Origin of the sequence: Corynebacterium sp. HMSC05H05 (assembly GCF_001807265.1) — a bacterium.
Lineage (GTDB): Bacteria > Actinomycetota > Actinomycetes > Mycobacteriales > Mycobacteriaceae > Corynebacterium.
Genome location: NZ_KV788391.1, coordinates 620 through 24,357, shown reverse-complemented (window position 1 = coordinate 24,357; position 23,738 = coordinate 620). Strand labels below are relative to the sequence as shown.

The window sequence follows — 23,738 nt, the reverse complement described above, 5'->3', positions numbered from 1 at the left end:
AATGTGGCAAATATTTGCCACATTCCCCAAACGCATATACGGGCGAAAAACTTAGGACGTGCGCTGCACCGGCGGCAGCGGCTTGACCAGCGGCACCGGCTCGTACTGCCCGCGCAGGTCCTTGAGCGTCTGGGTGTGCTCCCAGAGGCGCTGGTCCTCCTCGGTGACCGGGGTGAACTTGCGCGCCGGCAGGGGGTTGCCGTCGATGTCGATGCCGATGTAGGTGAACGTGGCGTGGATGGCGTCCTTCAGGTTCTCCCGCCCGCCGCGCGGGTCGCCGGCGCGCAGGTGTATCGAGGTGTGGATGGAGCGCGAGTCGGTGCGGGTGATGCGCGCGTCCACCTCGATCAGATCGCCGATGTGTACGGGGCTGTAGAAGCGGATGCCGCCGGCGTACACCGCCACGGTGCGCTCGCCGGACCACTCCATGGTGCAGGCCAGGCCAGCCTCGTCGATCCATTCCATGGCGGTGCCGCCGTGGACGTTGCCGCCCCAGTTCACGTCGGTGGGCTTAGCCATGAAGCGGTGCACGATGCGCGGCGCGGTGGAGTCGTCGGTGTAGGTCTGCGCCTCCATCTCGGATTCGATGGCTTGGCGCAGCCCAATGCGGGACTTGGCGGCCTCGGCGACGCGGCGCTCCTCGTCGTCCGTCGGCACAAACGACGGCACCGCCATGGACTTGCCGGTGTCCGGGTCCTTGGCCACAAACACGACCAGGCAGTCGCAGGCGCGGGTGAAGATACCTTCGCGCGGGTCGGCGGAGAGCACCTCGTTGACGATGTGCATCGACGACCGCCCGGTCATGGCGATGCGGGAGCGCACCTCCACGATGTGACCGGACGGAATCGGCCGGGTGAAGTGGATGTGGCCCACGTAGGCGGTGACGCAGTAGGTGGCGGACCATTGCGCGGCGCAGGCATAGGCGGCCTTGTCGATCCACTCCAGCACGCGGCCGCCGGAGACACCTTGTGCGCCGTGGTGCAGCACGTCGGTGGGGGAGGCCATGAATCGCAGGGTCACGGATGGGGAGCGCTCGGCGGCGACGCGGGTATTTGGCATGGGGCCACCTTAATATGGTGTGTCATGGTGCAGAAACAAGACCCGGCGCTGACACGTGAGGCAATCCAGCAGGTGGCTGGGTGGCTGGAGGGTGGGGCAGCGGAGCCGTCGAGAAGCGAACTTGCAAATGCTTGCCGGCGCACCGCGCGCACCCTCGCCGAGGAGCTCCCGGGGCACTCGGTGGAGCTGCGCGTGCCGCCGTTTGTGGCGGTGCAGTGCGTCGAGGGCCCGCGGCACACGCGCGGCACCCCGCCGAATGTGGTGGAGATGAAACCGGAGACGTGGCTGCGGCTGGCCACCGGGCTGACCAGCTTCGACGAGGAGCTGAAGCGGGGGACTATCGACGCCTCCGGCTCCCGCGCCGCCGAAATCGCCGCTGGCCTGCCCGTGATTGCGCTGCGCTGAGCGGACTCGGATACAGTGAGGGGCGTGCTTACGGAGAGCCCTAAACCAAGTCAGGACTTCGATATCGACAGCGATGCCCCGCGCGACGAGTGCGGCGTGTTCGGCGTCTGGGCGCCGGGCGAGGACGTGGCCAAGCTGAGCTACTTCGGCCTGTTCGCGCTGCAACACCGCGGCCAGGAAGGCGCCGGCATCGCGGTGGGAGACCCGGACAAGCTGGTGGTGTTCAAGGACACCGGTCTGGTCAGCCAGGTCTTCGACGAACCCGCGCTAGAGGCGCTGCAGGGCGATGTGGCGATCGGGCATACCCGCTACTCCACGGCCGGGGGCAACTCGTGGGAGAACGTCCAGCCGATGTTCCGCACCTCGCCCAACGGCACGGACATCGCGCTGGCGCACAACGGCAACCTGGTCAACTACCTCGAGCTGCAGGACGAAGCGATTGCGAAGAAGCTGATTTCTCCTGCCGGGGTGAAGGGCCAGGGCTCGTCGTCGGATACCGCGGTGGTTTCCGCGCTGCTGGCCGATCTGGTCACCGAAGACAAGACGCTTCTCGACGCCGCACGGGAACTCCTGCCCCGTGTCAAAGGCGCCTTCTGCTTCATGGTCACCGACGGCCACACGCTGTATGCCGCCCGCGACCCGCACGGCGTGCGCCCGCTGTCGCTGGGCCGCCTCGACGGCGGCTGGGTTGTCGCCTCCGAGACCTGCGCCCTGGACATCGTCGGCGCGTCGTTTGTGCGCGACATCGAGCCGGGCGAGATGGTGGCCATCGACGAATCCGGCGTGCACTCCGAGCGCTTCGCCGAAACCCCGAAGGCGCACTGCGTGTTCGAGTACGTCTACGTCGCGCGGCCCGACTCCGTCATCGACGGGCAGACCGTCAACGCCTCCCGCATCGAAATCGGCCGCCGCCTGTCCAAGGTGAGCCCGGTGGAGGCGGACCTGGTCATGCCCGTGCCGGAGTCCGGCACCCCCGCCGCCATCGGCTACGCGGAGGCATCCGGCATCCCGTTCAAACAGGGCATGATGAAAAACGCCTACGTGGGCCGCACGTTCATCCAACCCTCCGACACCCTGCGCCAGCTGGGCCTGCGTCTGAAGCTCAACCCGGTGCGCGAGGTCATCGAGGGCAAGAAGCTCGTGGTGGTGGACGATTCCATCGTGCGCGGCAACACGCAGCGTAAGCTGATCCGCATGCTGCGGGAGGCTGGTGCGGCGGAGGTGCACGTGCGCATTGCCTCGCCGCCGGTGAAGTGGCCGTGCTTCTACGGCATCGACTTCGCCAGCCCCGGCGAGCTGATCGCCAACCACGGCCGCACCGATTCGGACGAGGCGATCGCTGAGTCCATCCGTACGATGGTCGGGGCGGATTCGCTGGCATTCGTGCCTATCGACGACATGATCGCCGCGTCGAACCAACCCAAGGAAAACCTCTGCGCGGCCTGCTTCACCGGCGATTACCCACTGGGCCTGCCGGAGGGCAACCCCAACGCCGACCTTGTCCGACGCATCCAGAAAGGTGCAGAAGCCTAAATGAGTACTGAACAGAATCCGGTTTCCTACGAAGCCGCCGGCGTGTCCATCGAGGCCGGCGACAAGGCCGTGGAGCTTTTCGCCCCGCACGCGAAGCGCGCCACCCGCCCGGAGGTCCGCGGCGGGCTGGGCGGATTTGCCGGCCTGTTTGCGCTGGGGAAGTACAAGGAGCCGCTGCTGGCCGCAGGCTCCGACGGTGTGGGCACGAAGCTCGCTGTGGCGCAGGCCATGGACAAGCACGACACCATCGGCATCGACCTGGTGGCCATGTGCGTGGACGACCTGGTCGTCTGCGGTGCCGAGCCGCTGTTTCTGCAGGACTACATCGCCATCGGCAAGGTCGTGCCGGAAAAGGTCGCAGAGATCGTCTCCGGCATCGCCGAGGGCTGCGTCCAGGCAGGCTGCGCCCTGCTCGGCGGCGAGACCGCTGAGCACCCGGGCGTGATGGAGCCGGACGAGTACGACGTCTCCGCTACCGCCGTCGGCGTTGTCGAGGCTGCCGAGCTACTCGGCCCGGACAAGGTCCGCGAGGGCGATTCCATCATCGCCATGGCGTCCTCCGGCCTGCACTCCAACGGTTACTCGTTGGCCCGCCACGTGCTCCTGGAGCGCGCCGGGCTGCCGCTGGACGTGGAGATGGAGGAGCTCGGCCGCACGCTCGGCGAGGAGCTTTTGGAGCCGACCCGCATCTACGCCTTGGACTGCCTGGCGCTGGCCGCGGAGTGCGAGGTCCGCACCTTCTGCCACGTCACCGGCGGCGGGCTGGCCGGCAACATGGAGCGCATCATCCCCGAGGGGCTGGTTGCAGACATGCGCCGCACCACCTGGACCCCGGGCCCGATCTTCCGCACCATCAAGTCTGTCGGCCAGGTGCCGGACGAGGAGATGGAGAAGACGTTCAACATGGGCGTCGGCATGGTTGCCATTGTCAGCCCGGAGGACCGGGACCGCGCCCTGGCCATCTTGGCGGCGCGCCACATCGACGCGTGGGATCTCGGCGAGGTCCGCGCAGCAGGCGAGGGCGACACTGCCCGCGCCGTGCTCACCGGCTCGCATCCGCAGTACTAGGCAACAAGAAAAGCACCCCGGCCAGGGGTGCTTTTTCATTGAGGCTGTGGACTAGCGGTCGTCGTCCTCGTCGTCCCAGTCCGCGTACTCCGCGTACTGGTCGTCCACCTCAGCCTCATCGTCGTCCCAGCTGCGTCGCGGGGCCTGGCCTGCAAGCTCTCGCTGCAGGGAATCCAGGTCCATTTCGGGAGAGTTGTACTTCAGCTGGCGAGCAACCTTGGTCTGCTTGGCTTTTGCGCGTCCGCGGCCCATGGCGTGACCCCCTTGAGGTGGTTCTTGGGCGGCCTTCTAAAGAGGCGGCCTCATACTTATTTACGATATTTTCCTGTAGGACACTATAGCTTGCACTCAGGAAAAATGCGCTTTGGGGGTCTGAGCAGCTGTTATATCTGGCTCTCAGGTCCGCGCCTTAGCCTATCGACGGCTCGGCGTCCCGCGTGCTCGCCTTCATCCGCGGGCAAGGACGACTGGTCCACCGATGCCGCCGTGCCGCCGATCTCCAGCGGCGCCTGCAGCGCAGAACGCTTCACAAGCGCGAGCGCGACCGGGCCCTCGTCCGCGTCGTGCACCACGGTGCCAACGCGGCCCACCTTGCGCCCGCCGGCGGTGATCTCGGCGCCGCTTTCCGGCTCGTTAGGGGCGGAGCCGTCCAACTGGAGCTTCACCAGCAACCTGGGGGAGCGGCCCAGGTTCTCCACGCGCGCGACAGTTTCCTGCCCGCGGTAGCAGCCCTTTTCCAGGTGGACAGCGCGGATCTTCTCGCCGCGGTTGATCAGGTTCGGCGCCTCGTGCGGGATGGACTTCTCGTCCAGGTCCGCGCGAGTTTCCGGCTCGCCCGCGGCGACGCGGTAGGCGGTAAAGGCCATCAGGCCCGCGAGCGGGAACTGGTCCGCGATCTCGGTGATTTGCGGCCGTGGCACCGCGATGTCGGTGCGGCCGATACCGCCCCAGCCGTCCAGGCGGCGGGTGAACGCCTGGCCCAAGTCCGGCTGCGCTACCGGGCCCAGGATGGTCAGCACGCCCAGGTCCGGCTCCTCAATGGTCACCTCGGACCAGAAGACCATCTTGCGCAGGAAGTCCACAAAGGATTCGCGCTGGTAGGACGGCAGGTCGAAGTAGTAGACGCCGTCGGCCACCGCCACGTCCGCGTGGTGCAGGATGCGCCCCTGCGCGTCCAGGTCCAGGGCGGAGGCGGCGAAGCCGTCGGCGACGTCATCCAGCTTCTGGGTGAGCAGGTTGTTCAGGAACGCCGGCGCGTCCGGCCCGGAAACGGCGATAACGGCGCGGTGTGAGCGGTCCACCAGCGTCGGCTCGGTGATGCGCTGCTCCACAAGGGGGTTGCCGTAGTGCCAGGGGACCCCTTCGGCGTCGAGAAGCGAGGGTCCGGGCAGCTCCTGTGCGCCGGGACGTGTCAAAAGCTCCGATGCGTAACCCATGGGCGCCTATCATAGGGGCACTATGGTTTTTCCCCAGCTAACGCCCGCGCCCGTGATCTACCTGGTGGAGCCGTTCGGCGGCTCGGTGCGGCGCCAGAACCCGAACATGCCGCACGTGTTCTGGGACGACGCGGCCGTCACCCGCGGCGACGGCATCTTCGAATCCATCCTGGTGCGCGGGGGTACACCTCAGAACCTGAGCAAGCACCTGAAACGCTTCGCGCGCTCCGCGGAACTGCTGGGACTGCCCACACCGGGCAAGGAGCACTGGACACGCTCGACTGAGGAGGCGGTGGCGGATTACTGCCGCGAGCGCGACGACGATCCGAGCATCGAAGCGAAAGTGACCTGGACTATGACCCGGGGCCGTGAAACCACCGGTGTGCCCACCGCGTGGATCACCGTGCGTCCACTGCCAGAGAAACTGCTGCGCCAGCGAGAGCGCGGCGTCAGTGTGCTGACCACCCCGCGCGGCTACGCCATCGACCTCAACGTGCCCTGGATGCGCGACGGCGCGAAGACACTGAACTACGCGCTGACCATGGCTGCGCTGCGCTGGGCGGACGAGCAAGGCGCGGACGACATCATCTACGTCGACCCGGAGACCGGCCGCGTGCTCGAAGGCGCGACTTCGAGCGTGCTCATGGTGAAAAAGGGCGGCCGCTTGCGCACCCCAGCTCCGGGTGCGGGCGTGATGGCCGGCACCACTCAGGCCGCCGTCTTCGACCACGCCGAGAAGCTGGGCTGGAAGTGCAAGGCCAAGGACATCTACTTGGGCGAACTGTTCAAAGCGGAGTCCGTCTGGCTGGTCAGCTCCACCCGCATCGCAACCCGTGTGAAGCGTCTCGACGGCGAAAAGCTGCCCGCCCCCGACAACGCCGCGGAGATCAGGCAGCTCATTGAAGACGCGGTAGCTTAGCCCGCCACGCGCTTCAGCTCGGCGGACATGTAGGGCACCATTTCGCCGTCGACGGCGCGCTCGTCCACCCAGCCCAGGTTGTTGTTGGGCATCAGGCCGTAGAGGCGCTTGCCCGGGCCGTGGGCCGCCGGGCCAGTTTCGGTGGCGATGGTGGAGGCGCTGGTGAGCTGCCACGCGCGCTCGTTGACTAGCCCGCCGTACATGATCTCCACCAGACCGCGCGAGTTCGTCAGTGTCACCTCGATTTCGTCCTTGAGCGAGATGCGCCAGAACCCCACCTCGCGCTGGTCTGCGCCGGTGGCGTTGCCCTCGGAATCCAGGCGCCAGATGCGGGACTCGAAGCGCAGGTAGTTCTCGCCGTCGTGGGAGACAACCAGCTGCTGGCCAAAGGCGTACTCCTCGCCCTCCGGATCGGACGGGTCGTTCGCCTGGCCGGAGCCCGTCCACACGCCGACGAGCGGCAGCAGGGCCAGCAGGCCGTCGTGAAGCGACGGGCCGAAACGCAAGTTGGCGGTGTCCGCCTCGAGCGGCATCTCCTCGAAGCCCAGCTCCGGGATGTTGCGGTGCGCAGTGTTCTTGGACTGCTCCGCCGCGAGGTTCACAGCGTCGTTGCCGTTGAGTGTGTTTTCTTCAGTCCTATTTTCTTCAGTCATGCTTTCCCAGCGTAGACGCTCCTGCCAGCGGCTCCAGATCCGCAGGCTCCACCACGGTGTTCACGCGGTCGCGGGACAGCTCGAGCGAGCCGCCCCGCAGCTGCACCAGGTCTGCGGGCCCGCCCAAGGGCAGCTCGCGGGTGTCCAGGTCGAGGGTGAAGCCGTCCAGCACGGTACGTTCCTCGCCGGCCGCGGCGTCGATGAGTTGGCTGGGGCGCATGCGGAACGTGCCGTCGACAAGCCGCAGCGTCACCACCACCGTGGCGGGCTCCTGCGCGCCGGGCACGGTGCCGGTCAGCCGCGCCTCGCTGGCCACGCCGCCGGTAGGCGAGATGTCGTACGGGTTGGCCATGTCCAGGTCCGTAATTCCCAGTAGCTCGCCGAAGCCCACGCCGTCCAGGCGGATGCGGCGGCGCACCAGGCGGGCATCCGCGCCGACAACCTCTCCGCGCAGCGCATTCGCCGGAGTGTCCAGCTTCAGGTTGAACATCTCCACGCTCACCGTGCCCACCCCAGGGCCGGGGATGTCCGCGTCGGTGCGCTTGACCGTGACGCGCGGGACGCGGCCGCTGATGCCGGACCACACGAATGGCACGGCGCTGACCTGCGCCTCCACGCCTTCGCTGGCGAGATTGTGCTCCACGTGGGAAGCCAGCGCTGTATCTGCGAGCCCGAGGGCAGCGACGAGCGCCGCCGCGACCACGACCGTTCGTTTCAACGCGCCCTCCTTCCCGCACGTAGCCTTGGGAACCATGACTGTCGATATCCTAAGCGCCCAGTTGCCCGGCGACCGCGTGCGGCCCTTGCTTGAAGCCGCCGAAGCCCACGACGGCATCGCCGCCTTCTCTGAAGCTTTTGTGCAGGGGCTTGAGGACGAGCGCGTGCGCCACACCCACTTTCTGGCCGAGAATGACGGCGCGGTGGTGGCTTGCGCGGGGCTGGCAGAGGACGGTTCCGCGGAGCTGGTCGTGCACCCGGACTTCCGCCGCAAAGGGATCGGCGAGGCGCTGGCGCGCAAGGTCCGTGCGGAAACCCCTGACGCCGGCCTGTGGGCGCACGGCAACCTGACGGGAGCGCGAGCGCTCGCCGCGAAGCTTGGGCTGGGCGTTGCTCGTGAGCTGCTGGTGATGGGGATTTCTGCCGGCGACATTCCCGCGGGTGAGCCCGAGCTGCCGGAGGGGTTCGAAGCTCTGGACTACGTCAGCGCGGTGGAGCGTTGGGGGCGGGACGCCGTCGAAAAGCAATGGCTCGAGGTCAACAACGACGCGTTCTCTTGGCACCCCGAGCAAGGCGGTTGGGACCTGGAGCGGCTGCATCGCGCAATGGAGGCCGACTGGTTCGACCCGGCAGGTGTGCGGCTGCTGTATGTAGGCGAACAGTTGGCTGGGTTCCACTGGACCAAACGCCACCCCGATGGGACGGGTGAGGTGTATGTGGTTGGGCTCGCTTCGAAGCATCGGGGGGAGGGGATGGGGGGACCATTGATGCAGATGGGTCTGAGGCACCTAGTTGCAGGGGGATCCCCGCAGGTCATCCTTTATGTTGAGGCGGACAATGAGCCGGCGGTGAAGCGGTATTTGCAGCTCGGTTTTGAAGTTGATGAAAGTCACGTTGTGTACGAGTAGCCTGGCCTTAACCTGCGAAAACAGTGTGATGGACGGGAGTTCACCAGTTATTCACTTAACTGGCTACCGGCCATTAACCAGGGTTCCGTAGGTTTGCACTCGTGAGTAATCGGACAGTTGCTCCGACACTCGAAACTGACCCGTTAGCACCGGAAAGGTATCCCGTGATCCGTAACTTCAAGCGCACCGCCGCAATCGCTGGCGTCGTTGCCCTCTCTTCCGCTTCCCTCGTCGCTTGCGGCGACTCCGAGGACAACGCAGCTACCGACGCTGTTGAGTCCGCAACCGAGGCCGTCTCCTCCGACGGCAACGACAGCAAGGACGGCGACGCGAAGTCCGGCGACTACGAGCTGTCCGGCCAGGAGGGCACCCTCGTTGCTGAGGGCGCTTCCTCCCAGCAGAACGCGATGGACTACTTCGCGTCCGTCTACGCATCCGAGGTTCCGGGTGCGCAGCTGGCCTACACCCCGTCCGGTTCCGGCTCTGGCCAGAAGAACTTCATCGCCAACCAGGCCGTCTTCGCTGGCTCTGACTCCCCGCTGAAGGACGAGCAGGTCCAGGAAGCTGCTGACCGCTGCGGCGGCAACGAGGCATGGCACCTGCCGTTCGTCATCGGCCCGGTTGCAATCGCGTACAACCTGGACGGCGTGGACGAGCTGAACCTGACCGTCGACAACATCGTCGAGATCTTCCAGGGCGTCATCACCACCTGGAACGACCCGAAGATCGCCGAGAACAACGAGGGCGTCGAGCTCCCGGATACTCCGATCAACGTCTTCTACCGCTCCGACGAGTCCGGCACCTCCGACAACTTCCAGAAGTTCCTGGCTGCGGCTTCCGACGGCAAGTGGGAGTCCTCCGGCAAGGCCTTCCCGAACTCCGTGGGCACCGGCGCAAACGGCTCCTCCGGTGTGGCCCAGGAGGTCAACGCCACCGAGGGCGCCATCACCTACGTCGAGGCTGGCTTCGCTGACAAGACTGCCAACATCGACTTCGGTAACGGCCCGGTTGAGCTGTCCGACGAGTCCGTTGAGAAGACCCTGGACAACCTCGAGTTCAAGACCGAGGGCCACGACATGGTCGTCGACGCTGAGAAGCTGTTCCAGACCGACGTCGCTGGCGCATACCCGCTGGTTCTGACCACCTACGAGATCGTCTGCTCCGCCGGCTACGACGAGGCAACCTCCAACATGGTCAAGGACTTCCTCAACGTCGCACTGGACAGCCAGGATGAGGAGCTCTCTGCAGAGGGCTTCATCCCGGTCAAGGGTGCACACGCTGAGCGCCTGCGCGAGGCTATCAACGCTATCCAGTAAGCGCTGGTAACCGGCCACTGCGGTCTCTCGCGCCGCGGTAGGCAGATAGACCCCCTCAGATTCCGATCTCGGGGGGTCTCTCTATGCGGAGAAGTGGAGCGTTCGCCCCAGTTTCCGCCGTCCACAACGATTCATTTTCGAAGGATTCGAGCATATGGCTGCTAACGATCACCTCGACCGCGGCGCAGGGCCCGCGAACACCACTGATCCTGTAATCCAGAACTCCACAGGCGCCACCCTGACCAAGGGCGAGAACGAGCACGCTCCCATTGCGGGCGACCCCGCCAAGGGCGCCGGCGTGAAGCGCCCCGGCGACCGCGTCTTCGAGTTTCTGTCCACCGCCTCCGCAACCCTGATCACTGTGCTGGTCGCGGCGATCGGCATCTTCCTGCTCATTCAGGCTCTCCCGCCGCTGATGCGTAACGACCGTGGTGTGCTGGGCTTCCTCACCTACGGTGGCCAGTGGCAGACATCGAACCTGGAGGCGATGCAGTTCGGTATCCCGAACCTGTTCTTCTCCACGGTGACCATCTCTCTGATCGCGCTGATCATCGCGATGCCGATCGCGCTCGGCGTGGCACTGTTCCTGTCCAACTACTGCCCGCCGAACCTGGTCCGGCCGCTGGGTACCCTGGTGGACATGCTCGCCGCCGTGCCGTCCATCGTGTACGGCCTGTGGGGCGCGCAGGTGCTCGGCCCGCTGCTGGGCGACTTCTACAAGTGGGTCAACAGCTGGGGCGGCGACTTCTTCCTGTTCGCCACCTACCAGAACTCCCCGCCGTTCTCCACGGCCCGCAACATGATGACCGGCGGCATCGTCCTGGCCATCATGATCCTGCCGATCATCGCCGCAACCGCACGCGAGATCTTCGTGCAGACCCCTCCCGGCCAGATCGAGTCCGCGCTGGCGCTCGGCGCCACCCGCTGGGAAGTCATCCGCATGACGGTGATCCCGTTCGGCATGTCCGGCTTCATCGCCGGCTCCATGCTCGGCCTCGGCCGCGCACTGGGTGAGACTATGGCGCTGTACATGGCCGTGGCGCCGGCGAACGACTTCCGTGGCTCCCTGTTCGACGGCGGCACTACCTTCGCCACCGCGATCGCCAACGCCGCCGCAGAGTTCAACAACCCGGTCTCCGCAGGCGCCTACATCGCTGCCGGCCTGGTGCTGTTCCTGCTGACCTTCATCGTCAACTCGATCGCCCGCGCGATCGTCAACAAGTAAGGAGCGGAAAGTAGAAATGTCTACTGCAGTACCGAACAACGGCTCCTCCCAGGTAGCAACCAAGAACGCCGCTCCGGTGCGTCGTAAAGGTGAAAGCCCGTTCACCGACATCGCCGCAAGCCGCAAGACCACGAACTCGATCATGGGCGGCCTGATGTGGCTGTGCATGATCCTCGCGCTGATCCCGCTGCTGTGGCTGCTCATCACCGTGGTCTCCCGCGGCCTGGGCGCTGTGATCGACCCGGCCTGGTGGACCCAGGACATGGTCGGCGTGCGCTCCTCAAAGCCGGGCGGTGGCGCACTCCACGCCATCGCCGGCACCCTCATGCAGACGCTGGTTGCGTCGCTGTTCTCCATCCCGATCGGCATCTTCACCGCCATCTACCTGGTGGAGTACTCCAACGGCAACAAGCTGGGCAAGCTGACCACCTTCATGGTGGACATCCTCTCCGGCGTGCCGTCCATCGTCGCCGCGCTGTTCGTCTACGCACTGTGGATCACCATCCTGGGCCAGCAGCGCTCCGGCTTCGCAGTGTCGCTGTCGCTGATCCTGCTCATGATCCCGGTTGTGGTCCGCAACACCGAGGAGATGCTGCGCGTGGTTCCGATGGACCTGCGCGAGGCGTCCTACGCTCTGGGTGTTCCCAAGTGGAAGACCATCATGCGCATCGTGCTACCGACAGCCCTGTCCGGCATCGTCACCGGCGTCATGCTCGCCATCGCACGTGTGATGGGCGAGTCCGCCCCGGTGCTGATCCTCGTCGGCTCCACCCCGACCACCAACTGGTTCAACATGTTTGACAAGCCGCAGTCCTCGCTGCCGCTGTTCATGCTGGACATGTGGAAGTCCGGTGCAACCGGCCCGGCAAACGACCGACTCTGGGGCGCGGCGCTGACGCTCGTGATCCTCGTTGTCACCCTGAACCTGCTCGCTCGATTCGTGGCGAAGCGCTACTCGGTCAAGAAGTAACCCACCCGCGTTCCCACCCACCCAGGAGAAACCCAGATGTCTACCAAGCTCGAACTCAACGACGTCAACATCTACTACGGCGATTTCCACGCTGTGCAGAACGTCAACATGCAGATCCCGTCCAAGGCCGTGACCGCGTTCATCGGCCCGTCCGGCTGCGGCAAGTCCACCGTGCTGCGCACCCTGAACCGCATGCACGAGGTCATCCCCGGCGCGTCCGTGAAGGGCGAGATCCTCCTCGACGGCAACGACATTTACGGCAAGAACGTCGACCCGGTTGCCGTGCGCAACACCATCGGCATGGTGTTCCAGAAGGCGAACCCGTTCCCCACCATGTCCATCGAGGACAACGTCGTGGCGGGCCTGCGCCTGGCTGGCGAGAAGGACAAGAAGAAGCTCAAGGAGGTCGCCGAGCAGTCCCTGCGTGGCGCGAACCTGTGGGAAGAGGTCAAGGACCGCCTGGACAAGCCGGGCGGCGGCCTCTCCGGCGGTCAGCAGCAGCGTCTGTGCATCGCACGTGCGATCGCGGTGCGCCCGGAGGTCCTGCTTATGGACGAGCCCTGCTCCGCCCTGGACCCGATTTCCACTCTGGCCGTGGAGGACCTCATCCACGAGCTGAAGAACGAGTACACCATCGTGATCGTGACCCACAACATGCAGCAGGCTGCACGCGTGTCCGACAAGACCGCCTTCTTCTCCCTCGAAGCCACCGGTAAGCCGGGCCACCTGGTGGAGTTCAACGACACCACCACGATCTTCGAGAACCCGGAGCAGAAGGAGACCGAGGACTACATCTCCGGTCGCTTCGGCTAAAGCGTTCTGCTTCTCGACGCCCCTTCGGTGCACCACGCACCGCAAGGGGCGTTGCGTTTCGCAGCTACTTCTGGTTGCGGAACTTGCGCTCGATGGTGGCGAACTTCTTCACCGGGTCGTAGTCCACCTCGTCGCGTTGTTGCACGTACGCCTCGGGCTGGAGCCCGGTGATGAGGAAGACCATGCGTCGGCCAACGCTGACGCAGCGGTCGGCGTAGCGCTCGTAGTAGCGCGCGAGCATGGACAGGTCCACGGCTTCCCGGTTGGTGTACTGCCAGTCCGGGGCAGAGGCCAGCGCGCAGAGGAACGCTTTCATGTCGTCCACGCCTTCGTCGATGGTGTGCAGCTCCACAGCGGCGTCCGCGTCGGGCTCGTCGAGCAGTTTGCGGGTTGCGGCACCCATCTCGTAGACGAGACGTGCGAGCTCTTGGACGTAGCCTTGCAGCGGCTCGGGGTAGACGGGGTTGGGGTGACGCTGCCTGGCCAGCAGCGCGACGTTTTTTGCCAGGGAGCCCATGCGATCGAAGCTCTCCACAATGTAGATAGCGGAGATAACCTGGCGCAGGTCGTACGCCACGGGGCTGTGCAGCGCGAGCAGGCTCATGCTGCGTTCCTCGCAGCGTTGGCTGATCTCTTTGAGCTCGTCCACTGCCGTCAGCGCGGCCTCGGCGTCCTCCAGGGAGTGCTCCAAAAGCGCTGCCGTGGCGTGACCCATAACGTCGCGCACGGCATCACACATCTCGAGGACGTCCTCGTTGAAGGCCTGGAGATGTTCTCTATACACGGTGCGCAGCATGGCTTCATGCTACGCAAGCTGGCGGATTTAACCGCCGTTATTTTCAATCTCGGCGCCCTCGGGCACAGTGTCGTCCTCCGGGTCGTCCAGCCATCCCTCGGGCAGCGCAATCTTGCCGGCGGAACCCTGGCGCCCGCGGGCGTCGTCCGCGTGCTGAGCCTTTTCCTCCGAATCGGCGATGGGGGCGAGGCGCTCCTTGAGTTCCGCCAGGGAGCTGACCTGGGCCAGCGACTTGCGGAACTCGCCACCGACAGGGAAGCCGCGCAGGTACCACCCGGTGTGTTTGCGGATGTCGCGGCAGGCGTGCTCCTCGCCGTCGTGGGCGGCAAGCAGCTCGGCGTGGCGGTAGATGATGCCTGCGACTTGCCCCAGGGTCGGCTCCGGCGGGATGGCTTCGCCACGCAGCTGGGCGCCGAGTTGGGCGAACAGCCACGGCCGGCCCAAGCACCCGCGGCCGACTTCGACGCCGTGGCAGCCGGTCTGCTCCATCATCTTCGCCGCGTCGTCGGCGGCGAAGATGTCGCCGTTGCCGATGACGGGCACGCCGGTGCCGTCCATGTGCTCGACCAAGCGGCCGATTTCGTCCCAGTGGGCCTGGCCCGAGTAGCGTTCGGCGCCGGTGCGGGCGTGCAGCGCGATCGCGGCGGCGCCGGTGTCGGCGGCGATGCGCCCGGCGTCGAGGTGCGTGTGGTGCTCGTCGTCGATGCCGATGCGGAACTTCACCGTAATCGGGATCCCGGAGCCCTCGGCGGCGCGCACGGCGGCGTCGACGATGTTGCCGTAGAGGCGCCGCTTGTACGGGATGGCGCAGCCGCCGCCCTTGCGGGTGACCTTGGGCACGGGGCAGCCGAAGTTCATGTCCACATGGTCGGCGATGTCTTCCTCCACGATCATGCGCACCGCCTCGTAGGTGAACTTGGGGTCCACGGTGTACAGCTGCATCGACCGTGGCGTTTCCACGTCGGCGAAGGTGGTCATGTGCAGCGTTTTCTGGTTGCGGGCCACCATGGCGCGCGCGGTGATCATCTCGCAGACGTACAGGCCGGAGGAGGTGCCGGTGAGCTCTTCTTCAATCTCGCGGCACAGCACGCGAAACGGCATGTTTGTCACCCCGGCCATCGGCGCGAGGATGACGGGGGAGCTCAAATCAATGCCGCCGATTGTCAGGGCGGGGGCAACTGCAGTCATAGTGCGGCCTATTCTTCCCGTGCAGCACGTCTTCCGTCCAATCGTCGGGATTACGCCCGTTCGGGGGTACGGTGCCGTCGCTAAGCAGTTGCTTTACCGCGGGCTCCGCCCGAATTCTGGCAGTGGGGCCTACGTCACAATATTGTGGGGAATGTTATCTACCCGCACATAACGATTTGAGGGAGCAACATGAGCGACCGCATTGCAAACGCGAAGCTGCGCGACAAGGTCATGTCCGCCGAAGAGGCTGTCCAGTTTGTCAACCACGGCGACAAGGTCGGCACCTCCGGCTTCACCGGCGCCGGCTACCCCAAGGCTCTGCCTGCCGCGATTGCGGAGAAGGCGAAGGCCGCTCACGAGAAGGGCCAGGACTTCTCCATCGACATGTACACCGGTGCTTCCACCGCGCCGGAGTGCGATGGTGTGCTCGCGGAGGCCGGTGCGCTGCGCTACCGCATGCCATACCAGTCCGATCCGACCATGCGTAACAAGATCAACGCCGGCGAGATGAAGTTCCAGGACATCCACCTGTCGCATTCCGGCATGATGGTGGAGCAGGGCTTCTTCGGCGAGGTCGACCTGGCCATCGTGGAGGCCGTGCGCATCACCGAGGACGGCAACATCGTCCCGTCTTCCTCTGTCGGCAACTCGGTGGAGTTCCTCAACGCCGCCAAGAAGATCATCATCGAGGTCAACTCCTGGCAGTCCGAGGAGCTCGAGGGCATGCACGACATCTGGACCGTGCCGCCGCTGCCGAACCGCATCCCGATCCCGATCACCAAGTGCGGCGACCGCATCGGCACCACCTACATCGAGATCGACCCGGAGAAGGTCGTCGCCGTCATTGAGACGAACGACCCGGACCGCAACGCCCCGTTCAAGGCGCCGGACGAGATCTCCGAGCAGATCGCCGGCAACTTCCTGGACTTCCTGGAAAACGAGGTCAAGGCCGGCCGTCTGACGTACGACGGCTACGTCATGCAGTCCGGTGTGGGCAATGTCCCCAACGCCGTGATGGCGGGCCTGATGGACTCCAAGTTCGAAAACATCCAGGCCTACACCGAGGTCATTCAGGACGGCATGGTCGACCTCATCGACGCCGGCAAGATGACCGTGGCGTCCGCAACGTCGTTCTCCCTGTCGCCGGAGTACGCGGAGAAGATGAACAATGAGGCGTCGCGCTACCGCGAGTCCATCATCCTGCGCCCGCAGTCCATCTCCAACCACCCGGAGGTCATCCGCCGCACCGGCCTGATCGCGTCCAACGGCATGATCGAGGCGGACATCTACGGCAACGCCAACTCCACCCACATCAACGGCTCCCGTCTGATGAACGCCCTGGGCGGCTCGGGCGACTTCACCCGCAACGCCTACATCTCCTCGTTCATCTCCCCGTCGGTGGCGAAGGACGGCGCTATCTCCGCCATTGTCCCGTTCGCGTCCCACATCGACCACAACGAGCACGACGCGATGGTCTTCATCACCGAGTACGGCGTGGCCGACCTGCGCGGCCTGGCCCCGCGCGACCGCGTGGCCAAGATGATCTCCATCGCGCACCCGTCGTACCGTCCGCTGCTGGAGGAGTACGTCGAGCTCGCTTCCAAGTGCAAGTACCAGGCAACCCCGCACGATCTGCGCCACGCCTTCGACTTCCACCTGCGCATGGAAGAGACCGGCACGATGATGAAGCAGGACTAACCCTGCCCCGATTTCCGGGCTAATGGTCGCAGGGGCTACCATTAGCCCTCGCGGGCCTTTAGCTCAGCTGGTAGAGCTACGGACTTTTAATCCGCAGGTCGCGGGTTCGATCCCCGCAGGGCCCACCGCATGCCCCGGCCGTGTTCGGCCGGGGCATTTTGCGTGTCGACGTCCCTTCGGCCACCTGACGCAACTGCTAGCTTTGCGTCATGGATCTTGCAACAGTCGCCCCGGACGCCGTCGCCGTCGCGCTCGGGATCTCCTTGCTAGCCGGCCTGTCCACCGGCTTCGGTGGGTTGGTCGTAGTAATGAAGCGTTCTCCGGGGCCGGGCTTTTTGGCGGGGGCGCTCGGATTCTCCGCCGGTGTCATGGTCTACATCTCGTTTGTGGAGCTGCTGCCCGAGGGGATCGGAGGCCTGGCGGAAGCGGGCAACGCCTCGGCGGAGAAGTGGGGAGTGGCCGCGTTCTTCGCTGGCATTGCGCTGATCGCACTGATTGACAGGTTTGTGCCGGAGGAGATCAACCCGCACGAGGAGCCGGACGAGTCCGGTGTGAGCCGTGCGCGGCTGCGCAACGTCGGCGTGCTCAGCGCGGTAGCAATCGCGGTGCACAACTTCCCCGAAGGTTTTGCCACCTTCGCGGTTGCGCTCGCGGATCCGGCGCTGGCGCTGCCGATTGCGTTGGCCATCGCGATCCACAACATCCCGGAAGGCATCGCCGTGGCGGTGCCGCTGCGCCAGGCCACCGGCTCGAAGTGGAAAGCTGCCGGCTGGGCCACCCTGTCGGGCCTGGCGGAGCCGCTCGGCGCCGTCATCGGCTTCCTGTTGCTGCAGCCGTTTCTGGGGCCGCAGACGCTGGGCTACACCTTCGCCGTCATCGCCGGCATCATGGTCTTTGTCAGCCTGGACAAGCTGCTGCCCACCGCCATTGCGACGGGCAAGCACCACACCGCCATTTACGGCATGATCATCGGCATGGCTGTCATGGCGGCCAGCCTGCTCATGCTGCCGGGCTAAGGCTTACTTCCAGACTTCAAGGCGCATGAGGATCGCGCCGTCGTCCGCGCGCACGAGCGCGAGGTCTTCCGGCTCCGACACCTGGGCGCTGAGGATCTCGCGGGTGATGCGCAGCTGGTAGCGCTGCTTGTCGCCGTCGATGGCCACCGAGCCGATGCTGGTGTACTCGTTGTGGTCCTCGATCTCCACCGCGCCCAAGGCCACGTCGCGAGTTTGGCCGGTGCCGCGCACGGCGAAGATCGGCTCGCCGTTGCTGAAGGACGCGCCCTCGTCGCCGGCGAGGATTGTCTGGATCAGCTCGCGCACAGCCACCGGGTCCGTGGTCAGTGGTGCCACGGAGCGGGCGCCGAGGACGGAGTGGTCCATGGGCGTGAGCTCGTCGTCAAGCTTGGCCCCCGCGTCGCGGTAGGAGACGCCGAACTGCCGCAGCGCTCCGTTGACATCGCGGCCGACGAGGACCTCAATGCCCACCTCGCCGTCGCGATCCACCGCCCGGTAGGAACCGAGGGGCTCCACGATGGGGGAATGCTCGGAAAGGACCTCATCCTTCGTTGGATTGAGGGTTGCGTCGTAGATGATTGCTTCGGCCATGAGGCCCACTGTACTGCTCATTTGGTTGCTGCGACGGCTGTGTCGTATGATTCAACGGCTGTCTTTGATGACAGGCCCCCATCGTCTAGAGGCCTAGGACTCCGCCCTTTCACGGCGGCAACACGGGTTCGAATCCCGTTGGGGGTACGGCCCTGTGGCGCAGTTGGTTAGCGCGCCGCCCTGTCACGGCGGAGGTCGCGGGTTCAAGTCCCGTCAGGGTCGCTCTTAGCTCGAGGTACGCCTCGGGCTTTTTGCTTTGCGACGGCTACGCTTGGCGCCCGTGAATAACAAAGCTGACGCCCACGATGCAATCGTTGTTACCGGAGCGAACGAGAACAACCTGCGGGACGTCTCCGTGCAGATCCCGAAGCGCCGCCTCACCGTCTTTGCCGGCGTGTCTGGGTCCGGCAAGTCCTCGCTGGTCTTCGATACCGTCGCCGCCGAGTCGCAGCGCCTGATCAACGAGACGTACTCCTCCTTCGTCCAAGGGTTCATGCCGTCGATGGCGCGGCCGGACGTGGTTGGGCTTGAAGGCGTAACCGCTGCGATCGTGGTGGACCAGTCCGCGCTTGGGGCGAACGTGCGTTCCACTGTCGGCACCGCCACGGACGTTACGCCCATGCTGCGCGTGTTGTATTCGCGCATCGCGGAGCCCAACGCCGGCGGGCCGGGCGCGTACTCGTTCAACGTGCCGAGCGTGTCGGGCGGCGGGGCGATCAAGGACGCGACCGGCAAGAAAAAGGTGGTGAAGACCTTCACCCGCACCGGCGGCATGTGCCCGGAGTGCGCCGGCACCGGGCGTGCGAGCAAGTTCGACGAGGCGCAGGTGGTGGACGACTCACTGTCCATCGACGACGGCGCCATCCTCGCGCCCGGCTACAAGCCCGGCTCGTGGCAGTTCCGCGCCTACGCCGAAGCCGGAAAATTCCCGGTGGACGTGCCGGTGGGCGAGATCAAGGACGACCCGCGCGAGCCTGGCGGGTGGCTCAAGGTGCGCGGGGCCAGCGAGAATAACCTCGCCGGCATCGACGTAGACATCCCCACCGGCGTGCTCACCGCGGTGACTGGCGTGGCGGGTTCCGGCAAGTCCTCCCTGCTGCGCGCGTTGAAGGATTCCGCGCTGCTGGAAGACGCGGTGTGGGTGGACCAGGCGCCCATCTCCGGCTCGCGGCGCTCCAACCCTGCCACCTATACCGGCGCGCTGGACCCGATCCGCAAGGCGTTTGCGAAAGCCTCCGGCGAGCCGGCCTCGATGTTCTCGCCGAACTCCGCCGGCGCGTGCCAGCACTGCAAGGGCGCGGGCGTGGTCTACGTGGATCTCGGCATGATGCAGGGCGTGGACGTGCCCTGCGAGGTCTGCGAGGGCAAGCGTTTCGACGACGCCGTGCTCGTGCACACCCTCGGCGGCAAGAACATCGCCGAGGTGCTGGCCATGCCCGCCGATGAGGCGCAGCCCTACCTGAAGGAGAACAAGGTCAACGCCGCGGCCAAGATGTGCGGGCACCTGATCGACGTGGGGCTGGGCTACGTCACGCTCGGCCAGCCGCTGACCACGTTGTCCGGCGGCGAGCGCCAGCGCCTGAAGCTGGCCGCCAGTCTGAAGAAGCCGGCGCCCGCCTACGTGCTGGACGAGCCCACCACCGGCCTGCACCTGACGGACACCGCGCGCTTGGTCGAGCTGTTTGACCGGCTGGTGGATTCCGGCGCGACTGTCATCGTGGTGGAGCACAACCTGGCGCTGGTGTCCCGCGTCGACTACGTCATTGACCTGGGTCCCGGTGCCGGCTCAGCAGGTGGGCGAGTGGTGGATGCGGGCACGGTGCGGCAGCTCGTCGATAGGCATGAACGCACCGGGTCTGAAAACGGGAGATACCTGTCTTCCTAACACCTGTTGCGGAAGTCCTGATCCACTTTTATTGTGTGCTGTGATTGCGGACACATACTGAAGGGGACTTGGGCAATGTCGCATGCGAAACGGGAAAGTCGGTCCGTAGCGGTGCTCGCGCTTGTCGTCGCTTGCATGTTGGCGTGGGTAGCGCCAGCATTCGCGACGGAGACATCGACGGGTAGGCCCGCGGAATCGAGCACTGCAGTAAGCACGGAGACGAAGACGCTGTCGAGCTCGACCACGCGGGCGTCGGCAAGCGGAGGCTCCGCCGACGCGAAGGGTGTCCTAATCCTGGATGCGTCCTATTCCATGGTCGAGGAGGACGCCGAGGGGCCGCGCATCGACGCGGCGAAGAAGGCGACCCGCGAGCTCGTTGATTTCCTGCCGGAAACTGCGCAGATGGGGCTCATCGCCTACGGCGCGCAGGAATCCAATGCGCCCGACAACCGCGAAAAGGGCTGCAAGGATATCGAGCGCCTCGTGCCTATTGGCAAGGTGGACAAACAAAAATTCGGCACGGCTATCGACGGGCTCACGCCGAAGGGCTACACGCCGATGGGCAACGCGCTGCGCAAAGCTGCAGAGGAGTTGGGCAACGAGGGGGAGCGCTCGATCATTCTGGTCTCCGACGGCATTGATACCTGCGCGCCGCCGGAGGTGTGTGACGTGGCCAAAGAATTGGCCGGCAACGGCGTAGACCTGGCGATCCACACTGTCGGGTTCAAGGCCGATGAGGAAGCTCGCGCGGAGCTGGAGTGCATCGCGGAAGCTGGCGGCGGGCAGTTCCTGGAGGCGGCCGATGCGAGCAGCTTGGCGGAGTCGCTGAAGTTTTTGTCCCAGCGCGGGGTGGAGAAGTACCAGACCGGCGGCACCGAATTCGAGTTCTCGGACACCCCGGAGGACGCGAAGTGGCTGGGCGAGGGGCAGTACCAGACCACGGTGACGCCGGACCGGGGCGCTGCGAAGGACCGGTACTTCCGCATTTCCGTGCCGCCGCGCCACAACGCGCGCATGGTGTTTTCACCCGTGTGGCAGACCGACGGCATGTGGGAGGACGGCCACCTCAAGATTGATCCGGTGGAGGTCACCAACGAGGGCGACGCAGAGTGCGGCTGGTTCCCCGTTACGCACTCCGCATTCGTCTCTGCTGGGCCGGACTATGGGATCGACTCTGCGAACGCCTCGGCAGAGCGCAACGAGGAGTCGGACATGGAGTGCGACATGAGCGACATCCTGGTCAAAATGCAGGTGTCCGACGTCGAAGGGAACGACGTTGGGGACATTTCGCTCGAGGTCGGCGTGTTTTATGAGCCGATTCACGACGATGAACAGAAAACCGAGTGGTCCGACGGCCGTATTACCAAAGCCGGCGACTACCTAGGGGAGCTGCCGATTGAGAACCCCAAGCCAATTTCCGGCGGCACCGGGTTCAGTGATGCGGTGGACATCACCGAGGGCACGTACTCCGACAACATCATCCCTGGTGAATTCAGGTTCTATAAGATCCCGGTGGCGTACGGGCAGCGACCGGTGATGAAGGTGAAAACGCCGGCGTCGGTTGCTCACAACGCCGATAGCCTCGGGTTCGGCATCTACGACCCGATGCGCAACGAGGTACTGCGCCACCCGTTGAACTTTTTCCAGGACGCTGCGGAGTCCGACCCGGAAACCTTTAACCAGTACGTGTGGCACGGCACGAATACGCCTTACCAGGGCGAGTACTACGTGTGGCTCGGCATGGGGTGGGTGCACGAGGGCTACGACATCGCTGGCGTGGAGCAGCCCTTTGAATTCGAGGTGGTCATGGATGGCGAGCCGGCCAACGGCGGCCCGGATTGGACACCGACGCACGAGGACGGTCCGGAGCCATCCGACGAGCCGATCACATTCAGCGCGGTGGACAACACAGTCGAGACTGCAGCCTCGCAGGACAGTCAGGACAGCGGGGAAGACGATGCGGAGGTCAACGCCGCGGAGGACGACGAGGCTGGCGGCTTCGGGCTCGTTCCGGGTCTGCTCGGCGGCCTGCTGGTGCTGCTGCTGGTGGCCGGGGCGGTTGTCTTCTTCGTCGCGCGTGGGCGTCGGTAAGCACGAAAGCACCGGGTCTGAAACCGGGAGATACCTCTCCTAAGCTGGCGATTTGTCGCCATGTTAGGGGGCTGTGTAATGTATCAACTCGTGCAAGCGACAGTGTGAAACGCACTTGAGCGGGCACAGAAACAACAGAATATGGCCCTGTGGCGCAGTTGGTTAGCGCGCCGCCCTGTCACGGCGGAGGTCGCGGGTTCAAGTCCCGTCAGGGTCGCTGAATTGCTTGGCAAACGAGTAGTTCCGGCCAGATAGCTCAGTTGGTAGAGCACACGCCTGAAAAGTGTGGGGTCGCCAGTTCGATCCTGGCTCTGGCCACACTCCCGAAACCCCTTCCGCAGCGACGCGGAAGGGGTTTCGCATATATAGTCGGCCGCATGTCTGATAACCCGGAAGTATCCGTGCACAAGAACGAAACGGAAGGCCAGTACGAAATCCTCGTCGGCGAAGAAGTCGCCGGCTTTGCCACCTACGCCGACGCGAACGGCGTGCGCGACCTGCCGCACACGGTGGTGGACCCGAAGTTCCGCGGCCAAGGCCTGTCCAAGCCGCTGATCCAGGCGGCGCTCGACGACGCCCGCGCCGACGGCATGCAGGTCACCCCGTCCTGCCCCGCGGTGGAGCGCTACATCGAGCAGAACCCGCAGTACCGGGACCTACTCGCCTAATTAGATGATGTAGCTGCCCGGGTCGATGTAGCTGTCCGGGTCCACAAGCTTCACGCACTCGTCCGTCTTGCGCGGACGGACCTTCGCCGGAATGCCCACCGCAATCGAGTTTTCCGGCACGTCCTTGGTCACCACGGCGTTCGCGCCGACTGCGGAGCCGGAGCCGATGGTCACCGGGCCCAACACCTTGGCGCCGGCGCCGATGGTGACGTTGTCGCCGATGGTGGGGTGGCGCTTCGTCTGCGTGAGCACTTGCCCGCCCAGGGTCACTCCGTGGTAGAGCATGACACCGTCGCCGATCTCCGCGGTTTCGCCGATGACGATGCCCATGCCGTGGTCGATGAAGAACCTTCGGCCGATCGTCGCGCCAGGGTGGATCTCAATGCCGGTGAAGAACCGGTTCAGCTGCGCCAGGATGCGCGCCGGCCCCTTCCAGTCGCGCTCCCACATGGCGTGGCAGATGCGGTGCACCCAGATGGCGTGCAGACCCGAGTACACCACCGCGTTTTCGACGTCGCCGCGAGCGGCGGGGTCGTGATCGCGCGCGTTTGCCAGGTCCTCGCGGACAGTGGAAACTACCTTTGCAACCAGGGAAAGCATGGGGCGCAGTGTACCAAGCGGTCCATTTTCTGTGGGGATAAAAATTCCCCGGCGCCATGGGTGGTCCGACCAGCCCTGCCCAGCTCGTCAGAACCGGTCCGACGCACATGGTGAATTTCAAGTGGTGAATCCGTGCCTGAAATTCGGGGGTTGTCAGTGGGTGAATGCGCCACCTCGACTTGG

General features: G+C 65.4%; 23 protein-coding genes and 5 tRNA genes. 19 read left to right on the top strand and 9 right to left on the bottom strand.

From position 1 onward, the window contains the following. Positions 1-51 precede the first annotated feature (51 nt). Positions 52-1,059, bottom strand: coding sequence for an acyl-CoA thioesterase (locus HMPREF3151_RS06075; protein WP_070474603.1), 1,008 nt, complete (start codon positions 1,057-1,059; stop codon positions 52-54). 24 nt (positions 1,060-1,083) lie between these two features. Here HMPREF3151_RS06075 and HMPREF3151_RS06070 point away from each other — a divergent pair, with 24 nt between their 5' ends. The 3 genes from HMPREF3151_RS06070 to purM are packed head-to-tail and all read left to right on the top strand — an operon-like array spanning position 1,084 to position 4,065. Beyond that, complete coding sequence (locus HMPREF3151_RS06070) at positions 1,084-1,464, top strand: sterol carrier family protein (RefSeq protein WP_070474600.1); 381 nt, start codon at positions 1,084-1,086, stop codon at positions 1,462-1,464. Positions 1,465-1,488: 24 nt separating this feature from the next. Beyond that, the gene (gene purF, locus HMPREF3151_RS06065) at positions 1,489-2,997 is read left to right on the top strand and encodes an amidophosphoribosyltransferase (RefSeq protein WP_070474599.1); all 1,509 of its coding nucleotides are present in this window, start codon (positions 1,489-1,491) and stop codon (positions 2,995-2,997) included. After that, on the top strand, positions 2,998-4,065 hold the full coding sequence (gene purM / locus HMPREF3151_RS06060; protein ID WP_070474596.1) for a phosphoribosylformylglycinamidine cyclo-ligase: 1,068 nt from the start codon (positions 2,998-3,000) through the stop codon (positions 4,063-4,065). It begins immediately after the preceding gene. 51 nt (positions 4,066-4,116) lie between these two features. Here purM and HMPREF3151_RS06055 read toward each other — a convergent pair whose 3' ends face one another. Then, the gene (locus HMPREF3151_RS06055; protein ID WP_070474593.1) at positions 4,117-4,317 is read right to left on the bottom strand and encodes a DUF3073 domain-containing protein; all 201 of its coding nucleotides are present in this window, start codon (positions 4,315-4,317) and stop codon (positions 4,117-4,119) included. Positions 4,318-4,448: 131 nt separating this feature from the next. Further along, positions 4,449-5,501 carry a CAF17-like 4Fe-4S cluster assembly/insertion protein YgfZ gene (locus HMPREF3151_RS06050; protein ID WP_070474590.1) on the bottom strand — a complete coding sequence of 351 codons (1,053 nt, stop codon included), beginning with the start codon at positions 5,499-5,501 and terminating at the stop codon, positions 4,449-4,451. Between the two features lie 22 nt (positions 5,502-5,523). Here HMPREF3151_RS06050 and HMPREF3151_RS06045 point away from each other — a divergent pair, with 22 nt between their 5' ends. Then, positions 5,524-6,420 (top strand): aminodeoxychorismate lyase, encoded by an 897-nt coding sequence (locus tag HMPREF3151_RS06045; RefSeq protein ID WP_070474588.1) that lies wholly within the window; start codon positions 5,524-5,526, stop codon positions 6,418-6,420. On the opposite strand, the gene HMPREF3151_RS06040 is transcribed toward HMPREF3151_RS06045, so the two are convergent. Further along, positions 6,417-7,073, bottom strand: coding sequence for a heme-binding beta-barrel domain-containing protein (locus tag HMPREF3151_RS06040; protein WP_070474585.1), 657 nt, complete (start codon positions 7,071-7,073; stop codon positions 6,417-6,419). The genes HMPREF3151_RS06045 and HMPREF3151_RS06040 overlap by 4 nt on opposite strands. Next, positions 7,066-7,791 (bottom strand): LmeA family phospholipid-binding protein, encoded by a 726-nt coding sequence (locus HMPREF3151_RS06035; protein ID WP_246815218.1) that lies wholly within the window; start codon positions 7,789-7,791, stop codon positions 7,066-7,068. The genes HMPREF3151_RS06040 and HMPREF3151_RS06035 overlap by 8 nt, the downstream gene beginning before the upstream one ends. A gap of 34 nt (positions 7,792-7,825) precedes the next feature. Here HMPREF3151_RS06035 and mshD point away from each other — a divergent pair, with 34 nt between their 5' ends. From mshD to pstB, 5 genes are all read left to right on the top strand, one after another. After that, positions 7,826-8,698, top strand: a complete 873-nt coding sequence (gene mshD / locus HMPREF3151_RS06030) for a mycothiol synthase (protein ID WP_070474579.1) — start codon at positions 7,826-7,828, stop codon at positions 8,696-8,698. 164 nt (positions 8,699-8,862) lie between these two features. Beyond that, complete coding sequence (gene pstS, locus HMPREF3151_RS06025) at positions 8,863-10,014, top strand: phosphate ABC transporter substrate-binding protein PstS (protein ID WP_070474576.1); 1,152 nt, start codon at positions 8,863-8,865, stop codon at positions 10,012-10,014. A gap of 154 nt (positions 10,015-10,168) precedes the next feature. Continuing rightward, complete coding sequence (pstC, locus tag HMPREF3151_RS06020; RefSeq protein ID WP_083290216.1) at positions 10,169-11,239, top strand: phosphate ABC transporter permease subunit PstC; 1,071 nt, start codon at positions 10,169-10,171, stop codon at positions 11,237-11,239. Between the two features lie 142 nt (positions 11,240-11,381). After that, entirely contained in the window at positions 11,382-12,209 is an 828-nt protein-coding gene (gene pstA, locus HMPREF3151_RS06015) for a phosphate ABC transporter permease PstA (RefSeq protein ID WP_246815221.1), read from the top strand. 36 nt (positions 12,210-12,245) lie between these two features. Then, the gene (gene pstB, locus HMPREF3151_RS06010) at positions 12,246-13,022 is read left to right on the top strand and encodes a phosphate ABC transporter ATP-binding protein PstB (RefSeq protein ID WP_070474571.1); all 777 of its coding nucleotides are present in this window, start codon (positions 12,246-12,248) and stop codon (positions 13,020-13,022) included. A gap of 64 nt (positions 13,023-13,086) precedes the next feature. On the opposite strand, the gene HMPREF3151_RS06005 is transcribed toward pstB, so the two are convergent. Next, on the bottom strand, positions 13,087-13,818 hold the full coding sequence (locus tag HMPREF3151_RS06005) for a phosphate signaling complex PhoU family protein (protein WP_246815217.1): 732 nt from the start codon (positions 13,816-13,818) through the stop codon (positions 13,087-13,089). Between the two features lie 27 nt (positions 13,819-13,845). Next, positions 13,846-15,006 (bottom strand): tRNA dihydrouridine synthase DusB, encoded by a 1,161-nt coding sequence (dusB, locus tag HMPREF3151_RS06000; protein WP_070474568.1) that lies wholly within the window; start codon positions 15,004-15,006, stop codon positions 13,846-13,848. Between the two features lie 189 nt (positions 15,007-15,195). Between dusB and HMPREF3151_RS05995 the strand changes: the two genes are divergently transcribed. From HMPREF3151_RS05995 to zupT, 3 genes are all read left to right on the top strand, one after another. After that, the gene (locus HMPREF3151_RS05995; RefSeq protein ID WP_070474565.1) at positions 15,196-16,704 is read left to right on the top strand and encodes an acetyl-CoA hydrolase/transferase family protein; all 1,509 of its coding nucleotides are present in this window, start codon (positions 15,196-15,198) and stop codon (positions 16,702-16,704) included. A 52-nt stretch (positions 16,705-16,756) separates the two neighbouring features. Next, a tRNA-Lys gene (locus HMPREF3151_RS05990) sits at positions 16,757-16,829 on the top strand. Between the two features lie 84 nt (positions 16,830-16,913). After that, positions 16,914-17,720 (top strand): zinc transporter ZupT, encoded by an 807-nt coding sequence (zupT, locus tag HMPREF3151_RS05985; RefSeq protein WP_070474563.1) that lies wholly within the window; start codon positions 16,914-16,916, stop codon positions 17,718-17,720. A 3-nt stretch (positions 17,721-17,723) separates the two neighbouring features. Here zupT and HMPREF3151_RS05980 read toward each other — a convergent pair whose 3' ends face one another. Further along, a complete protein-coding gene (locus tag HMPREF3151_RS05980; RefSeq protein WP_070474561.1) occupies positions 17,724-18,311 on the bottom strand; it encodes a CG0192 family protein in 588 nt (195 codons plus the stop codon). 74 nt (positions 18,312-18,385) lie between these two features. On the opposite strand from HMPREF3151_RS05980, the gene HMPREF3151_RS05975 reads away from it, so the two are divergent. From HMPREF3151_RS05975 to HMPREF3151_RS05945, 7 genes are all read left to right on the top strand, one after another. Next, positions 18,386-18,458, top strand: a tRNA-Glu gene (locus HMPREF3151_RS05975). A gap of 1 nt (position 18,459) precedes the next feature. Continuing rightward, a tRNA-Asp gene (locus HMPREF3151_RS05970) sits at positions 18,460-18,533 on the top strand. 58 nt (positions 18,534-18,591) lie between these two features. Then, positions 18,592-20,196 (top strand): ATP-binding cassette domain-containing protein, encoded by a 1,605-nt coding sequence (locus HMPREF3151_RS05965; RefSeq protein ID WP_070474777.1) that lies wholly within the window; start codon positions 18,592-18,594, stop codon positions 20,194-20,196. 135 nt (positions 20,197-20,331) lie between these two features. Continuing rightward, a complete protein-coding gene (locus tag HMPREF3151_RS05960) occupies positions 20,332-22,287 on the top strand; it encodes a vWA domain-containing protein (protein WP_168160606.1) in 1,956 nt (651 codons plus the stop codon). Between the two features lie 143 nt (positions 22,288-22,430). Continuing rightward, positions 22,431-22,504 (top strand) — tRNA-Asp (locus HMPREF3151_RS05955). 28 nt (positions 22,505-22,532) lie between these two features. Next, positions 22,533-22,605: transfer RNA gene (locus HMPREF3151_RS05950), tRNA-Phe, on the top strand. Positions 22,606-22,664: 59 nt separating this feature from the next. Continuing rightward, positions 22,665-22,955 (top strand): GNAT family N-acetyltransferase, encoded by a 291-nt coding sequence (locus HMPREF3151_RS05945; protein ID WP_070474556.1) that lies wholly within the window; start codon positions 22,665-22,667, stop codon positions 22,953-22,955. Here the strand turns inward: HMPREF3151_RS05945 and epsC are convergent, their stop codons facing one another. Further along, positions 22,956-23,555 (bottom strand): serine O-acetyltransferase EpsC, encoded by a 600-nt coding sequence (gene epsC, locus HMPREF3151_RS05940; protein ID WP_070474552.1) that lies wholly within the window; start codon positions 23,553-23,555, stop codon positions 22,956-22,958. Positions 23,556-23,738 lie beyond the last annotated feature (183 nt).

Excerpts from the sequence above, each read along its gene's own strand:
- HMPREF3151_RS06075 (WP_070474603.1), bottom strand. The coding sequence starts at position 1,059 with ATGCCAAATACCCGCGTCGCCGCCGAGCGCTCCCCATCCGTGACCCTG.
- pstA (WP_246815221.1), top strand. The coding sequence starts at position 11,382 with ATGGGCGGCCTGATGTGGCTGTGCATGATCCTCGCGCTGATCCCGCTG.
- HMPREF3151_RS06045 (WP_070474588.1), top strand. The coding sequence starts at position 5,524 with ATGGTTTTTCCCCAGCTAACGCCCGCGCCCGTGATCTACCTGGTGGAG.
- dusB (WP_070474568.1), bottom strand. The coding sequence starts at position 15,006 with ATGACTGCAGTTGCCCCCGCCCTGACAATCGGCGGCATTGATTTGAGC.
- HMPREF3151_RS05995 (WP_070474565.1), top strand. The coding sequence starts at position 15,196 with ATGAGCGACCGCATTGCAAACGCGAAGCTGCGCGACAAGGTCATGTCC.
- HMPREF3151_RS05960 (WP_168160606.1), top strand. The coding sequence starts at position 20,332 with ATGTTGGCGTGGGTAGCGCCAGCATTCGCGACGGAGACATCGACGGGT.
- pstC (WP_083290216.1), top strand. The coding sequence starts at position 10,169 with ATGGCTGCTAACGATCACCTCGACCGCGGCGCAGGGCCCGCGAACACC.
- zupT (WP_070474563.1), top strand. The coding sequence starts at position 16,914 with ATGGATCTTGCAACAGTCGCCCCGGACGCCGTCGCCGTCGCGCTCGGG.
- epsC (WP_070474552.1), bottom strand. The coding sequence starts at position 23,555 with ATGCTTTCCCTGGTTGCAAAGGTAGTTTCCACTGTCCGCGAGGACCTG.
- purM (WP_070474596.1), top strand. The coding sequence starts at position 2,998 with ATGAGTACTGAACAGAATCCGGTTTCCTACGAAGCCGCCGGCGTGTCC.
- HMPREF3151_RS06050 (WP_070474590.1), bottom strand. The coding sequence starts at position 5,501 with ATGGGTTACGCATCGGAGCTTTTGACACGTCCCGGCGCACAGGAGCTG.
- HMPREF3151_RS05980 (WP_070474561.1), bottom strand. The coding sequence starts at position 18,311 with ATGGCCGAAGCAATCATCTACGACGCAACCCTCAATCCAACGAAGGAT.
- mshD (WP_070474579.1), top strand. The coding sequence starts at position 7,826 with ATGACTGTCGATATCCTAAGCGCCCAGTTGCCCGGCGACCGCGTGCGG.
- HMPREF3151_RS06005 (WP_246815217.1), bottom strand. The coding sequence starts at position 13,818 with ATGCTGCGCACCGTGTATAGAGAACATCTCCAGGCCTTCAACGAGGAC.
- HMPREF3151_RS06055 (WP_070474593.1), bottom strand. The coding sequence starts at position 4,317 with ATGGGCCGCGGACGCGCAAAAGCCAAGCAGACCAAGGTTGCTCGCCAG.
- HMPREF3151_RS06070 (WP_070474600.1), top strand. The coding sequence starts at position 1,084 with ATGGTGCAGAAACAAGACCCGGCGCTGACACGTGAGGCAATCCAGCAG.
- pstB (WP_070474571.1), top strand. The coding sequence starts at position 12,246 with ATGTCTACCAAGCTCGAACTCAACGACGTCAACATCTACTACGGCGAT.
- HMPREF3151_RS05945 (WP_070474556.1), top strand. The coding sequence starts at position 22,665 with ATGTCTGATAACCCGGAAGTATCCGTGCACAAGAACGAAACGGAAGGC.
- HMPREF3151_RS06040 (WP_070474585.1), bottom strand. The coding sequence starts at position 7,073 with ATGACTGAAGAAAATAGGACTGAAGAAAACACACTCAACGGCAACGAC.